Origin of the sequence: Oxalobacter paeniformigenes, assembly GCF_027158465.1 — a bacterium.
GTDB classification, from domain to species: Bacteria; Pseudomonadota; Gammaproteobacteria; order Burkholderiales; family Burkholderiaceae_D; genus Oxalobacter; species Oxalobacter paeniformigenes.
Map to the genome: position 1 here is coordinate 135,250 of NZ_JAMKYL010000004.1, position 15,057 is coordinate 150,306.

Below are 15,057 nucleotides of genomic sequence, written 5' to 3' on the forward strand. Positions count from 1 at the left end.
ATGCAAGGACATCGGTTCAATATCCGGTGTCTTCCGGATGTCCTGTTTCCAGCCGTTTGCTGAAAAGGTTGCGACAGACAGGAGAAAGTCCCGGAAGCTGTCCCGGGGCTTTTAGAATCTGCCGCTCCATGGATTTGCCGAAAAGGTAGTGCTGGCGCGTGCGACAGTCTATTCCGGTTGCTGTCGCTTCGTGAGAAAAACGAAATCGCCCGCTTGTGCGAAGCTTTCTTTCAGTACACGGTAAAACCAGCCGTTGTATGAAAGACGGTGCATTTAACTGGCCATATCATTTCGTCCGAAACGCTCGTTCATGGTGTGGCATGCCTCACGTCCGAAGGAGACTTGTACCAAAACATGACGGATACGGAAAATATCTCCGATGCAGACGATATGTTCGGTCATGCCCTGTGATGCGATGTTTTCGCTGAATGTGACGGGACTTTGTAAAAGCGATGTACGGTCGGGCAGGAATTTTATCCAGCAGGGATAAAGGTCGCTTGCATGCGTGAATCCGGGCGGTTTGCCTGTTCCGGCAAAGTGGTGCTCCCTGGCAGTCAGGTATCCGGAAGTGGGATCGATGTGGCTGCCCGTTTCCGCAGACTTCAACTGTTGACGAAAACCACTTCCAGATTTTCTGCTGCCATGCGCAGTCTGAGCCATTGCCTGATTTTTGTCTGGATATCTTTTTTCAGGGTTTTTTTGCAGACCACGATAACGGCGGGTATTTCCTGAACGCCCAAGCCGTTTTTCTGGCGAGAAACATAGGCGTCGGAAAAGAACAATTCGGCGACGTCAGGGTACTGGACATAAACTTCGCTGGCGATGCCGGCGTAGCGTTTTTCTTTTTCCGCCTTGGCACGAAGTGTGGCGGATTGTGCTTCTTCCTGAAGTGCCTTGAGGATTTGTTCTTTTTTCTCTGCTTCCTGCTGGTTGTTCGCCAGTATGTCTTTGGTCAGCGATGCCTTGATGGCGTTCAGGTCTTCCTGATGGAAACCGGCTTGCTGGAAAACGAGGCGTGTCCCGGAAAGACCGTATCGGGGCAGGCTTTTTTCGATTCCGGATAGCGTTGTTTCGTCGAGTTGTTGCCCGACCAGTACGATGTCGATGGTTTTGTCACGGTAGGATGCCTTGTAACTGATCGGGAAAGTTTTTTTGAAAACCAGTTCATGGTTGATGAAATTGGTGACGTTCCGGCTGAATATCTGGTTGTGGACGAAATGGACGGCAATGAATACGCTGGGTACGAAGCTGACGAAAACCACGGATATCAGAAACAGCCGGAGTCTGAAGCGGCGTTTGTCATCTATCTTGCGTCGCGAGATCGGCCGGATGAACCAGACGATCAGAATGGAGGAAACGGCGATATAGATGCAGTTGAGCAGATACAGATACATCGCTCCCAGAAAATAGGCGATATTGCCATGTACGAATCCGTATGCCGCGGTACATAACGGCGGCATCAATGCGGTTGCGATGGCGACCCCCGGTATGACATTCGATTTTTCCTTGCGGGTAACGCCGATAATGCCAGCCATTCCACCGAACAGCGCGATCAACAAGTCCCATAATGTCGGAGAAGTTCTGGCCAGCAATTCAGACTGCGCCGTATCCAGGGGTGAAATGTAAAAGTACAGGGCAGATGTGATGAAGCTGATGACGGTGGCGATGACCAGATTCTTGAGTGCGCGGTGGATCAGCCGGAAATCGTAGATGCCGACGCCATAACCGATGCCCATGATTGGACCCATGAGTGGCGAAATCAGCATGGCACCGATGATGACAGGGGTGGAATTGATATTCAGCCCGATCGAAGCGACCAGTATGGCGCACATCAATGTCCAGAGATAGGTACCGTTGAGTTCAATACCGTCACGGATGTTCTTGTCGATTTCACTGTCGTCTGCCTGATCCATGCGCAGGCTGAAACGTTTGACCAGCGCATTTCTGATTCGCTGTGTCCACTGACCGATGTCCGGGGTGACTGGGTTCATGATATGTTTTCCGGTAAAACCGTTTGACGGTGTGCTTTCATGATGGACAAAAAAAGAATTTCATGCAAACGACATGGCTGTCCGTTTTCAAAAGGAATTGACGGACAACAAAAACCATGTGGCAAAACAGGACGTTTGCGACAGGAAAGATTTGCAGAATGCAAATATCAGGTTTCTTTTTGAATAGTTTGTCCCGCTTCTTCGTTTTTACGCTGTTTCCAGAGTTGCCATGAATTGATAATGTTTTGCCAGACGACATAGGAACCGGCACCGATGGCGGATATGGGCGTCATGTACACGTGTGCCATCCAGATCGCGAGGATGGTGTTCTTTTGTCCCAGCGACTGGCCACCGCTGATGCGTTCCTGATAACGGGCACCGATTCGCTTGCCGATGAAAAATTGCAGACAGCATACGACCATGGCTGCAAGCGCGATCCAGATTTCAGTCATGCCGTCTTCCGGTTCATTGATCAGGGTATTGACGGTCTGCGCCATGACGACAATAAGGGCGACGGCCCAGAGATAGAAGGCTGCTTCATGGTAACTGGTCATTTTCGCATGCAGTTTCGGCAGATAGCGCCGGATGATCATGGCTGTGACAAATGGACAGATCAACAAGGGAAATACCTTTTTCAGGATGATGAGAAATGATGTGAAAAAGCCGATGTTTTGTCCCAGCGGATGGATCAGCGGAAAAAGCAATGGCGCTGCGATCGCCGTTCCGATATTGCCCAAAAGCGTGTAGCTGGTCAGGCTTGCCGCACTGCCGCCGAGTTTGTCGGTAATGACGGCAGCAGCCGTGGCCGTCGGTGCGATGACGCAGATGAAGGCACCCTCGGCCGCGAAAACATTGAAGGGTCTGAGTGACAGATAGACCAGTACTGCGCCACCGATCTGTACAAGCAACAGCCAGAGATGAACCGGTTTGAAATGAAGATCGCTGAAAGGAACCTTGCAGAAGGTCAGCAAGAGCATTGTGAAGATGAGCCAGGGAGTGAGAAACGACAGATGTATGAAAACCGGATAGCCTGCTGCGCCGGCCAGCATGGCCAGCGGCAATGCCCAGTTTCGCAAAAAACGCAAGAGTACGGAAAGCATGGTGTACCGGAATGAGCCTGAAATGATACTGTGCCGGTTTGAACGGGTTCCGCCGACGGTGCGTGATTCGAATAACCGGCTCCCCGAATCATTTTATACCCCCATGCACTGGAGGAAAAGAATATGCAATGTATATGGCGTACCGGAAATTCATAGACGATGACATATGGCCGGAAGCAAGCAGTCTTTTCCTGATTTACGGGTGATAAACCAGGTTGAGCAATCGGTCGGTATGTGTCATGAATATGGCGGAAGCGGAAAAACAGGGAACTGTTTTTGGTATTGGTATATCGTACAATATACGTTTCGGAAGACCCGTCGCGAGGAATGTGCATGCAGGACATGTCGAGGCGTTCGGGTGATGTCATTCATTATCAGGTTGGGATTTATGGCAGATAATCAGCAAAAGGTGGCTGCGGATGCTTCTGGTGTGAAATTCGGTGATTTCGGGCTTTCGCCGGAATTGTTGAAGGCACTCGATGATCTGGGTTATACCTCGCCGACGCCTATCCAGCTCAAGGCGATTCCTTATGTCCTGAATGGAAAGGATGTCATGGGGGCGGCCCAGACCGGTACCGGAAAAACGGCGGGATACTCATTGCCGATGTTGCAGTCGCTGCTTTTTCATGCCAATACGAGCATGTCGCCGGCACGTCATCCAGTCAGGGCGCTGGTACTCGTACCGACGCGCGAACTGGCCGATCAGGTCTATGAAGATGTCAGAAAGTATGCGAAATATACCAGCCTGCGTGTGGCGGTTGTTTTCGGCGGGGTAGATATGGCGTCGCAGACGGATGTACTGCGTGCAGGTGCCGAAATCCTGATCGCGACGCCCGGACGTCTGCTTGATCATGTCCAGCAGAGAAATGTCAATCTGGGACAGACGCATATTCTTGTACTGGATGAGGCCGACAGGATGCTGGACATGGGTTTTCTGCCGGATTTGCAGCGGATCGTGAATCTGCTTCCGAAAAAACGGCAGAATCTTCTTTTTTCGGCCACGTTTTCGACCGAGATACGAAAACTGGCGAAAAGTTTTCTGGACAATCCCGTGTCGGTCGAGGTAGCACGCAAAAATGCCACGGCAGACAATGTCAGACAGACTGTTTACCATGTCGATGAGGCGAGCAAAAACGAGGCGATCGAGTTTCTGTTGCGACAACATCGTCAGGAACAGGTGCTGGTTTTTTCCAACACGCGTGCCGGCGCATCCCGTCTGGCAAGGCAGCTGGAAAGAAAAGGCAGGAAAGCATCAGCCATTCACGGTGACAAGACACAGGCTGAAAGAATGGCAGTACTGGAAGCGTTCAAGGAAGGAAAGATCGAGGTGCTGGTCGCGACGGATGTGGCAGCGCGTGGCTTGCATATTGAGGAATTGCCCTGCGTGATCAACTTCGATCTGCCTTTCGTCGCTGAAGATTATGTTCACCGTATCGGCAGAACGGGGCGTGCCGGTGCGACGGGGGAAGCCATTTCACTGTGTTCGGCCAAGGATGAAAAACTGTTGGGCGAGATCGAAAAACTCATCGGGAAAAAATTGCCGCTCAATACGATTCCGGAATTCGGGATCGTGAAAGAGGATGTCCGGAAATCCGATCTGGCCGGGTCCGGCAAGCGTTCCGAACGCAGTCCCTACAAGTCGGTGGGGCTGGAGAAAAAACGGCATGATCCATGGTTTGATCGTCCTTATGTTCCGGAAACGCCATCCGGACAAGAAACGGCGACCAACAGGCCGGATACACCGAAAATGGTGAAAAAACCGCTGGCAGCCTTGTTGGGCGGTATGCCGAAAACAGGAAAATAATGGGTATCCGTCCGTTTTCAGGACCTTACCTTCTATATCCATCTGGGTTGATAGTTGCATGAAGCACACGCAATTTGTTCATCTTCGCATGCATTCGGAGTATTCCATCGTTGATGGACTGGTGCGCATTGACGATGTAGTCGCCGCTGCTGCGGGAGATGAACAGCCGGCAATGGCGTTGACCGATCTGTCCAACGTGTTCGGACTGATCAAGTTTTACAAGGCTGCGCGCAAAAAAGGCATCAAACCGATTGCCGGATGTGACGTCTGGATCACCAATGACCTGGACAGGGAAAAGCCATCACGCTTGTTGTTGCTGGTCAAGGACAGGACAGGGTATCTGAATTTGTGTGAATTGCTGACGAAAGCATGGCTGGAAAACCAGTATCGAGGTCGCGCCGAAGTCAGGATCGAATGGTTGGAAGAACTGTCGGAACGCCAGAAAGATATGGGACTGATCGCCTTGTCAGGGGCACGGCAGGGCGATATCGGCATGGCGCTGGAATCGTCGGGCATGGACAGCGCAGAAAAATCGGCGATGCGCTGGGCGAAGATTTTTCCGCGCAACTTCTATATCGAAATCCAGCGTACGGGCCAGCTGGGGATGGAGCAATATCTCCATCGTGCTGTGGAACTGGCGGAAAAGCTGTCGTTGCCTGTCGTGGCGACGCATCCGATCCAGTTTCTGACCGCAGATCAGTTCCGGGCACACGAAGCCAGAACTTGTATTTCCGAAGGCGAAGTGCTTTCCAACAAGAAGCGGGCGCATCTTTTCAATGAACGGCAGTGTTTCCAGACGCAGCATGATATGGCGGCATTGTTTGCCGACTTGCCGGGAGCATTGGAAAATGCAGTCGAGATTGCGCGCCGGTGCAATCTTGTACTGGAACTGGGACATCATAAATTGCCACTGTTCCCGACACCGGACGGTATGACGCTGGACGAGTTCATGGCCAGCGAGGCGAGACAAGGTCTGGAAAAACGTCTGGAAGTACTGTTCCCGGACGAGGAAGAACGCAAGGCCAGACGTCCTGTTTATGACGAACGGCTGAATTACGAAATCGATACCATCGTCAAGATGGGATTTTCAGGATACTTTCTGATTGTGGCGGATTTTATCCGGTGGGCGAAGAACAATGGTGTGCCTGTCGGGCCGGGACGCGGCTCCGGTGCCGGTTCTCTGGTGGCCTATTGCCTGCTGATCACCAACCTTGATCCGATTGCCTACAATCTGATTTTCGAACGTTTTCTGAATCCGGAGCGTGTCTCTATGCCGGACTTCGACGTTGATTTCTGCCAGCATGGACGAGACAAGGTCATCCAGTATGTAAAGGACAGATACGGCAAGGATGCCGTATCGCAAATTGCCACGTTCGGTACGATGGCAGCCAAGGCAGCAGTCCGTGATGTCGGTCGGGTGCTGGATCTGGGATACAACTTCTGTGACGGTATTTCCAAACTGATTCCGTTCAAGCCAGGCAAGCAGGTCACGATTGCCGATGCCAAAAAGGAAGAACCGATTCTGGCAGAGCGTGAGCAGTCGGAAGAAGAAGTCAAACAGTTGCTCGGATTGGCGGAACAGGTGGAAGGCATTACCCGCAATGTCGGGATGCATGCGGGTGGCGTGTTGATCGCGCCCGGCAAGCTGACCGATTTCTGTCCGCTTTATACCCAGGATGGAGAAGCAGGTGTCGTTTCACAGTTCGACAAAAAGGATGTCGAGGAAATTGGGCTGGTCAAGTTCGACTTTCTGGGACTGACGACATTGACGATTCTTGATCTGGCGATGAAATATATTCATGGGCTGGATCCGGAAATGGCGGATTTCACACTTGATACGATTCCGCTGGATGACAAGGAAACGTTCAAGTTGCTTACTGACGCGAAAACGGTGGCGGTGTTCCAGCTGGAAAGTCGTGGCATGCAGGGCATGCTAAGAGATGCCAAACCCGACCGTTTCGAGGACATTATCGCGCTGGTGGCGTTGTACCGTCCGGGACCGATGGACCTTATTCCGGACTATTGCCGTCGCAAGCATGGCGAGGCTTTCGAATATCCGGATGAACGGACGAAAGGTATTTTATCCGAGACGTATGGCATCATGATCTATCAGGAACAGGTCATGCAGATGGCGCAGGTCATCGGTGGTTATACACTTGGCGGTGCGGACCTGTTGCGTCGTGCGATGGGGAAAAAGGATGCTGCGGAAATGGCACGGCATCGCCAGATTTTCCGCGATGGTGCTGCAAAAAACCATTTGTCTCAGGAAAAGGCCGACGAGATTTTCGACCTGATGGAAAAATTCGCCGGATACGGTTTCAACAAGTCACATGCCACGGCATATGCATTGCTGTCGTATCAGACGGCTTACCTGAAAAGGCATCATGCCGCCGCGTTCATGGCAGCCAACATGTCGCTGGCGATGGACGATACAGACAAGGTGAAGGTGTTGGTGGAAGACTCCGTCAATGTCTGCGGTCTCGAAATGCTGCCGCCGGACATCAACCAGTCCGATTACTATTTCAAACCTGTCAGGGATGTATCGGCTGGAAGCGGAAATCAGGCAAGACAGATACGTTATGGTCTGGGTGCGATCAAGGGTTCCGGTGAAAGCGCTATCGAGGCGATCGTCCAGGCACGACAGAATGGTCCGTTCAAAGACCTGTTCGATTTTTGCGTCAGAGTGGACAAGCATCAGGTCAACCGCCGTACGATTGAGTCGCTGATCCGTGCGGGTGCCTGTGACTGTTTCGGAGAGGACAGGGCCGTATTGCTGGCATCGGTGCAGCTGGCGCTTGAGGCTGCCGAACAGGCCGAGGCTTCTGCCAACCAGGTCAGTCTGTTCGGTGATGATGATACGGTACTCAGTGCCGTTGAATATGTCAGGGTGCCGCACTGGACAGACAAATACCGCTTGTCGGAAGAAAAAAGCGTGCTGGGTTTCTGTATGTCGGGGCATCTGTTCGATGCCTATTCCAAGGAAGCGCGCAATTTCTGTCCGAACCGTATATCCGAGCTTGACAGCTCGCGTGAACCGAAATGGGTGGCAGGCATGATCGCCGCTGTCCGGACACAAATGTCGCAGCGCGGTAAAATGATGATCGTTTCGCTGGATGACGGAACCGCCATGATTGATGTGACGGTTTTTTCGGAATTGCTCGAGGAAAAACAATCCCTGTTTAAGGAAGATGAGTTTGTCGCGGTATTCGGCAAGGTATCGGAAGACCGTTTTTCGGGAGGTTTGCGGATGACGGCTGACGATGCTCTCGATATCGTCGGCGCACGGCTCCAGTTCGGTCAGTATTTGTCTTTTGCATTGCAGGAAAAAATCAGCGTGCAGGAACTCAAGGCCTTGTTGCAACCGTATGCCGTAAAGGAACGCGGTTTCCATCTGATTGCGGAATATGCTTCCGGAGGTAATGCCTGCCGGTTCGATTTCGGAGATGACTGGCGGATCATACCGGACGATGCATGCCTGAACGATCTGGCGCAGCGTCTGGGAAAGATGCAAATCGTATATTGAATGCTATGGGCCATCGGAACAGGAAATGAAACAGATGACGGGAATGGATAACAAGTGATGGACCTTCATGAATAGAACGGCAGCACGGATACTGGTCATATCACCGAACTGGATCGGCGATGCCATCATGGCGCAGCCTTTGTTGCAGCTGCTCAAACAGCAGGATGCAGCAGCGCTTGTCGATGTGCTGGCGCCAGCATGGGTGGCGCCTGTCTGGGAGGCCATGCCTGAGGTCAATCAGGTTTATGCCACACAATTCAGGCATGGCAAATTGCAGCTGGGGGAACGGTGGCGTCTGGCGCGTTCTTTAAGGGAAGTATCGTATGACAGGGCCTATGTGTTGCCGAATACCCTGAAATTCGCATTGATTCCCTGGATGGCTGGTATTCCGAAACGGATCGGTTATCTGGGTGAGAAACGCTACGGTTTGCTCAACGTCATTCACCATGACAACAAGGATTCGCCACGACCGATGATCCCGTTTTATGCGGCACTTGCCGGTCCGCCTTCCGGTACGGTGCAAGGCAGGGAAGCGTATCCGGTACCCCATATGGTTGTCGAAAAAGAAAAGGCGGAGCGTGTACTGGAAAAGCTGGGAATGGATACCGGCAAACGGATCGTCGCATTCGCACCCGGTGCAGAATTCGGCCCCGCCAAACGCTGGCCGGTTCATGGTTTTGCCAGTCTTGCCAGACGGATACTGGCAGATTTCGATGATGTCATTATCGTTCTTTTGGGATCACCCAACGACAGGCCGGTTTGTGACGAGATTGCGGCACAGGCGCAGGGAGTCAGGAATCTGGCAGGCAAAACGACGCTTGCGGAAGCGATCGCACTGATTTCGCAAATAGATGCCATGGTGACGAACGACTCCGGTCTGATGCATGTCGCGTCGGCTTTTGAAAAGCCGGTCATCGCCATATATGGTTCGACTGATTACCATCATACGCCACCATTTTCCAAATACTCGGAAATCGTGTCGCTGGATTTGCCGTGTGCGCCTTGCCAGAAAAGGGAGTGTCCGCTGGGGCATCACGACTGTATGGAAAAACTGGGGCCCGACAGTGTGTACCGGGCGTTGAAAAAGTATCTTGCCGATTCTGTTGCCATCGACCGTAAGCAGAACAGGCAAATGGCGGGAAATGAAAGAGGAAAGCCATGACACCGATTAGCGGATTGGTGATTACATTGAATGAGGCGCACAATATCGTCGATTGCATTCGTTCCATGAAACAGGTTTGCGACGATGTGGTCGTTGTGGATTCCGGCAGTACGGACGGCACGATCGAGCTGGCGCGCGAGCACGGCGCACTGGTCATCGTGCAAAAACCCTTTCTGGGAGATGGCCCGCAACGTTCACTGGGGCTGCCGCATTGCCGTCATCGCTGGGTGCTGAATCTGGATGCGGATGAGCGTCTCGAAGATGATTTTGTCGAATATATCCGGCAAACCGATCTGGATTCATTGGGTGTCGATCTGGTGGAAACGCGGCGGCGGAATTTTCTCGGCAGCCGTTTCACACCCTATGCTGGACAATATCCTGATTATGTCAAACGTCTGTTCAATCGGGAAAAAGCCGATTTCAAGCCGGTCGTGGCACATTCCCATATCGAGGCAATATCTTCGAAGAAAGTACCGGTTCATATTACGCATTTTTCTTACCGTGACTATCCCGATCTGGTTGCCAAAAGCCGGTATTCGGGATGGCTGGCCAAAGATCTGGCAGAAAGCGACAAACCCTTGCATGTCTGGCAACCGATATTGCATGGTTTGTGGGCGTTCATCCGTCATTACCTCATTCAGGCAGGTTTTCTGGCCGGTCTTGACGGCCTGACGATTTCATTGTGCAAGGGGCTGAGTTCCTATCTCAAATATGCCCATGCCATCGAATTGCGACGCAGCCGGAAAAAGGAAAGCTCATGAATACATTGCCGGGTATCAATCTTGTCTGGCATTCGATTCGTCCGCAGGGAGGAATGGACAGACATGTACTGGATCTGATTAACGGATTTTCGTCACGTGGTATTCCGATGCGCGTGATCGCGCGAACGGTCTCCTGGCCCGGAGAACAGCCTGCTGGTGTGGAGTTTGTCGTTTTGCCTGACAGGACCCCTTTCCAGCGTTTCAACAACAACCGTTTCGAGCACAAGGCATATGAGTACATTAGGCAAGGATGGCCAGTCATCGGCATTTCGAGAATTACCGGTGGACAGGTTGATTTATCCATTTCGGGCGGCACACATCCAGCGCATCTGGTTGACAAGGGAAAAGCAAAACCGGGTTATTTCGACAAACAGGTGATCGCCAATGAACGTGCGCTTTATACGAATTCGAGAGCGATCGTGACGCACTCCGGAAGGGTACGAGACGAGATCGTGCGAGATTATCAGATTGATCCTGCGAAAATCCATGTGCTGTATCCGCCCATCGATACAACGTTTTTCAATCGTGGATTGGAAGCGGAACGTGATCGTATCAGACAATCGTTGGGCGTCGGCAAAGGACAGTTTCTCTTGTTGTTTCCGTCCAATAATCATGAATTGAAAGGCGCCGATCTGATTCTGGAAGCATTGGAAAAACATGAAGGGGATTTTGTACTGGCTGTCGCAGGCAAAAAGGAACTGAAACATCCGCGTGTTCTGAATCTGGGGTTCAGACAGGATATGCCTGCGCTTTATACAGCAGCCGATGCTACGATATTGGCCTCAAAATATGAGGCATTCGGTCTGGTCGGGCCGGAATCCATTTCATGCGGTACGCCGGTACTATTTGCAGATACGATTGGCGCGACCGAAGTGCTGTCCGAACCGGGGTGCTACCGCTTCAAACGGAATGCAGATGATCTCGAAAAATTGCTGACCCAGATGAGTAAGCGCTTTCATGAGGGTAGTCTGAGAGTGGAGATACCGTCGGAATGTATTCATTACCCATATGTGTTCGACGATTATCTTGATGAATTGATCAGACTGATCAGGATGCCGCCTACATCAGGATGACGTCGTACTGGTTTTGCATATAGGCCGATTCCACCTGAAGGGAAACCGGCTTGCCGATCAGATCACCCAGCGCGGCGAGGTGCTGTGATTCTTCTTCCAGAAAGCGGTCGATCACGGTCTGGGATGCCAGAATCCGGAATTCTTTCGGACTGAATTGCCGCGCTTCGCGCACGATGTCCCGCATGATTTCGTAGCAGATCGTTTGCGATGTCTTGATTTGTCCGTGACCATGACATACCGGACAGGGTTCGCACAGGATATGCGCCAGCGATTCGCGGGTTCGCTTGCGGGTCATTTCCACAAGACCCAGTGCGGAGAAATCGGAGATGGATACTTTGGTTCGATCGTTGGCGAGGGTTTTCCTGAGTTCATCCATGACGGCATTACGGTGCTCCGGTGTCGTCATGTCAATGAAATCCAGAATGATGATGCCACCCAGATTCCGCAGCCGAAGTTGCCGTGCGATGGCATGTGCCGCTTCCAGATTGGTCTTGAAAATCGTATCGTCGAAGGTTCTGCCGTTGACGAAACCGCCGGTATTGACGTCAATGGTCGTCATGGCTTCCGTCTGGTCGATAATCAGGTAACCTCCGGATTTGAGATTGACCCGTCGCGACAGGGCTAGCTGGATTTCTTCCTCGACGTTGTAAAGATCGAAGAGCGGGCGGTCGCCTTCGTAGCAAGACAGGCGGTCGAGGATGTCGGGCATGTAAATGCGGGCGAATTCGTGCAGCTTGAGATATTCGTCGTAGGAATCCACCAGAATCCGTGTTGTGTTTTCGTGGACGCAATCTCGCAGGATGCGTTCGGACAGGGTGAGATCTTCATACAACAGTGCAGGTGCCGCGGTGGTATAGGCCTTGTCCTTGAGAGAGTGCCAGAGTTTTTGCAGGAAGACGGCATCTGCCTCAAGTTCCTGATCCGAAGCATCTTCCGCCATGGTACGGATGATGAAACCGCCTTTTTCATCATCGGAAAGCAGTTGCTGTACCCTGTTTTTCAATGATTCCCGTTCTTTTTCGTCCTGGATACGTTGTGAGATGCCGATATGCTTTTCCTGCGGCAGATAAACCAGCATGCGGCCGGCGATGGAAATCTGGGTGGAAAGCCGTGCGCCCTTGGTTCCCAGTGGATCCTTGATGACACGTACCATGACCGGTTGTCCGTCGGTCAGCATCCGTTCGATCGGGATCGGCTTGCCCGATGGCGTATCGGCCTGATGGGCTTCCAGTATGTCGTCGATATGGAGAAAAGCGGCACGTTCCAGACCGATATCGACAAATGCGGATTGCATGCCAGGCAAAACGCGGACAACCCGGCCAAGATAGACGTTTCCTGCCAGTCCGCGGGTTTGCGAGCGTTCGATATGCAATTCCTGGGTGGCACCTTCTGAAACGATGGCGATCCGCGTTTCCTGCGGTGTGATATTGATGAGGATGTCTTCTTTCATGGGATGCACACTCCCGCTTTTCTCAAAAGTACAACCGTTTCATACAAGGGAAGTCCCATGATACCGGAATAACTGCCCTGTATGCCGGAAATAAATTTGCCTGCCATTCCCTGAATACCGTATCCGCCGGCCTTGTCGTAAGGCTCACCTGTATCGGTATAGGCGGAAATCTGTTCCGGCGTCAATGTGGCGAAAGTGACATCCGAGGTCCGGACGGCTTGCCACAACTGTTCATCGTAGATGACGGCAACGGCGGTCAGCACCTGATGGGTACGTCCGGAAAGACATGAGAGCATAGCGAACGCTTCATCCTTGTTTGCGGGTTTTCCGAGAATTTGCCTGTCGATTGTGACGGTGGTATCCGCAGTCAGGATCGGATAGCGTCTTTTGTCCGTCGAAACGAGAAAACGCCATGCGTATCGTGCCTTTTCACCAGCCAGACGACTGACGTAATCGAGTGCGTTTTCATCCGGACGGACGGTTTCGTCGATCATGTCGGCATGTACCGTATCCTGTGCAGGGACTTCCAGTACACGAAAACGTATGGCGATCTGGTTGAGCAGTTCTTGCCGTCTCGGACTTTTGGAGGCCAGATAGATCATGTCGTCGGTTGCCATGGTGTATCAGCTCCGGTGGTAAGGGTGGTTTTGCAGAATCGTGGAAGCACGGTAGAGCTGTTCTGTCAGCAAGACACGCACCATACCGTGCGGCAGGGTCAGCGAAGAGAGGCGAACCAGCATGTCGGCCTGTTTTTTCAGGGCGGCATCAAGGCCATCGGCACCGCCGATGACAAAAACGATATCCCGACCGTCCTGCAGCCAGTTTTTCATATAAGCAGCCATCTGGACGGTCGTCAGGTCTTTGCCGTGCTCATCCAGTGCGATGAGCCGTGCGTTTTTCGGGATGACGGCACGGATTTTGGTGGCCTCCGACGCCATGACGGTTTCTGCACTCCGGTTGCCGGCACGTTCGACAGGTTTCAGTTCCCTGATGTTGAAGTGCCATTCAGGAGGCATGCGTTTGGCATATTCTGCAAAACCGTTTTCGATCCAGCCGGGCATGCGATGGCCGACTGCAATTACCGTGACCTGCATGGGCTGTCACCCTGCCTTGGTTCTGTCGCCCGTTTCGGTACCTGTCTGCGCCTTTTCTGACTTTTTACGCGATTTCACGCCGGATGCACCAAGCGATTTGGCGGTATCCAGATCAATGGGGGTTTCTCCCCAGATCTCTTCGAGATGGTAATAATTCCGGATAGGCGGTTGCATGATATGAACGATCAGGGCACCGAGATCGACAAGCACCCATTCGCCGGTATCTTCGCCCTCGATACTGATGACATCGCCGCCCGCTTCGCGAATCTTGTCTCTTACGGATGCAGCCAGCGCTTTTGTCTGGCGATTGGAAGTACCGGATGCAATGATGATCCGTTCAAAAAGACTGGTCAGTTTGGATGTATCGAACAAGACGATATCCGATGCCTTGACATCTTCCAGCGCGTCGATAACCAGAGCCTGTAATTTTTCAATATCCATCAGTTTCTGTACAGATTGTTTTCCTTGATATAGTTCAGAACCGGTGCCGGTACCAGCGCCGCGGGACTTTGACGGTTTTGCAATGCCGTCCTGATTTCGGTTGCAGAAACATTGATCTGCAAATCCCTGGCAAGATAGGTCAGTCCGGCCGGTGTTTCGGTAATCTTTTCAGGATCGGCGAAACGGCGTGAAAATTCGTCGGCGATCGCTTTGGGAATCAGGGTCAGGGAGTTGGAAAATCCGGGACGTGCCGAAACGGCGATATTGGCCAGTTCAAAAAGCTGTCGCCAGTTGTGCCAAGTATCCAGACGCAAAAGCTGATCGGCTCCCATCAGGAAAACCAGGGATACATCATCGCCGACTTCGGCACGGATGGCATTGAGCGTGTCGATGGTGTAGGTCGCACCGGGACGGTCGATTTCCTGGGTATCGATCGTAATGGACAGACCGAGCGGTTCGAAAGCGCATTTGAGCATGGCAATACGCTGTTCAGGAGTCGCTTTCAGCAAGGGTTTCTGCCATGGATTGCCTGCCGGAATGAGCCGCAATTCATCTGTGCCGAACAGACGGCAGAAATACTTGCCAAGCTCGACGTGTCCGATATGTACCGGATCGAAGCTGCCGCCTAAAAGAATGATGCATCGTTTTGTCAAATCAA

General features: G+C 52.2%; 12 protein-coding genes and 1 pseudogene. 5 read left to right on the top strand and 8 right to left on the bottom strand.

Annotation, left to right across the window (positions count from 1 at the left end; translation table 11 throughout):
• Positions 1-273: 273 nt before the first annotated feature.
• The 3 genes from NAI64_RS06515 to NAI64_RS06525 all read right to left on the bottom strand — a co-directional run bounded on the left by NAI64_RS06515 (position 274) and on the right by NAI64_RS06525 (position 3,091).
• Complete coding sequence (locus NAI64_RS06515) at positions 274-606, bottom strand: MOSC domain-containing protein (protein ID WP_269298930.1); 333 nt, start codon at positions 604-606, stop codon at positions 274-276.
• Complete coding sequence (locus NAI64_RS06520) at positions 603-1,991, bottom strand: DUF389 domain-containing protein (RefSeq protein WP_269298932.1); 1,389 nt, start codon at positions 1,989-1,991, stop codon at positions 603-605. Before NAI64_RS06520 ends, NAI64_RS06515 begins: the two co-directional genes overlap by 4 nt.
• A 167-nt stretch (positions 1,992-2,158) precedes the next feature.
• Positions 2,159-3,091, bottom strand: coding sequence for a transporter (locus NAI64_RS06525; RefSeq protein WP_269298934.1), 933 nt, complete (start codon positions 3,089-3,091; stop codon positions 2,159-2,161).
• Positions 3,092-3,479: 388 nt separating this feature from the next.
• Between NAI64_RS06525 and NAI64_RS06530 the strand changes: the two genes are divergently transcribed.
• From NAI64_RS06530 to NAI64_RS06550, 5 genes are all read left to right on the top strand, one after another.
• Positions 3,480-4,895: a DEAD/DEAH box helicase gene (locus NAI64_RS06530; protein WP_269298936.1), complete on the top strand. Its 1,416-nt coding sequence runs from the start codon at positions 3,480-3,482 to the stop codon at positions 4,893-4,895.
• Between the two features lie 58 nt (positions 4,896-4,953).
• Complete coding sequence (gene dnaE / locus NAI64_RS06535) at positions 4,954-8,418, top strand: DNA polymerase III subunit alpha (protein WP_269298938.1); 3,465 nt, start codon at positions 4,954-4,956, stop codon at positions 8,416-8,418.
• Positions 8,419-8,485: 67 nt separating this feature from the next.
• Complete coding sequence (gene waaF / locus NAI64_RS06540) at positions 8,486-9,580, top strand: lipopolysaccharide heptosyltransferase II (RefSeq protein ID WP_269298940.1); 1,095 nt, start codon at positions 8,486-8,488, stop codon at positions 9,578-9,580.
• Positions 9,577-10,341, top strand: coding sequence for a glycosyltransferase family 2 protein (locus NAI64_RS06545; RefSeq protein ID WP_269298942.1), 765 nt, complete (start codon positions 9,577-9,579; stop codon positions 10,339-10,341). Before waaF ends, NAI64_RS06545 begins: the two co-directional genes overlap by 4 nt.
• Entirely contained in the window at positions 10,338-11,414 is a 1,077-nt protein-coding gene (locus tag NAI64_RS06550; RefSeq protein ID WP_269298944.1) for a glycosyltransferase family 4 protein, read from the top strand. The genes NAI64_RS06545 and NAI64_RS06550 overlap by 4 nt, the downstream gene beginning before the upstream one ends.
• On the opposite strand, the gene rng is transcribed toward NAI64_RS06550, so the two are convergent.
• The 5 genes and pseudogenes from rng to nadD form a co-directional block, all read right to left on the bottom strand.
• Positions 11,401-12,864, bottom strand: coding sequence for a ribonuclease G (rng, locus tag NAI64_RS06555; protein ID WP_269298945.1), 1,464 nt, complete (start codon positions 12,862-12,864; stop codon positions 11,401-11,403). The genes NAI64_RS06550 and rng overlap by 14 nt on opposite strands.
• Positions 12,861-13,481, bottom strand: coding sequence for a Maf family protein (locus NAI64_RS06560; protein ID WP_269298947.1), 621 nt, complete (start codon positions 13,479-13,481; stop codon positions 12,861-12,863). The genes rng and NAI64_RS06560 overlap by 4 nt, the downstream gene beginning before the upstream one ends.
• A 6-nt stretch (positions 13,482-13,487) precedes the next feature.
• Entirely contained in the window at positions 13,488-13,958 is a 471-nt protein-coding gene (rlmH, locus tag NAI64_RS06565; protein WP_269298949.1) for a 23S rRNA (pseudouridine(1915)-N(3))-methyltransferase RlmH, read from the bottom strand.
• Between the two features lie 87 nt (positions 13,959-14,045).
• A pseudogene (rsfS, locus tag NAI64_RS06570) lies at positions 14,046-14,399 on the bottom strand (ribosome silencing factor); the annotation flags it as partial.
• The gene (gene nadD, locus NAI64_RS06575) at positions 14,399-15,052 is read right to left on the bottom strand and encodes a nicotinate-nucleotide adenylyltransferase (RefSeq protein ID WP_269298951.1); all 654 of its coding nucleotides are present in this window, start codon (positions 15,050-15,052) and stop codon (positions 14,399-14,401) included. The gene nadD and the pseudogene rsfS, both read right to left, overlap by 1 nt.
• Positions 15,053-15,057: the final 5 nt, after the last annotated feature.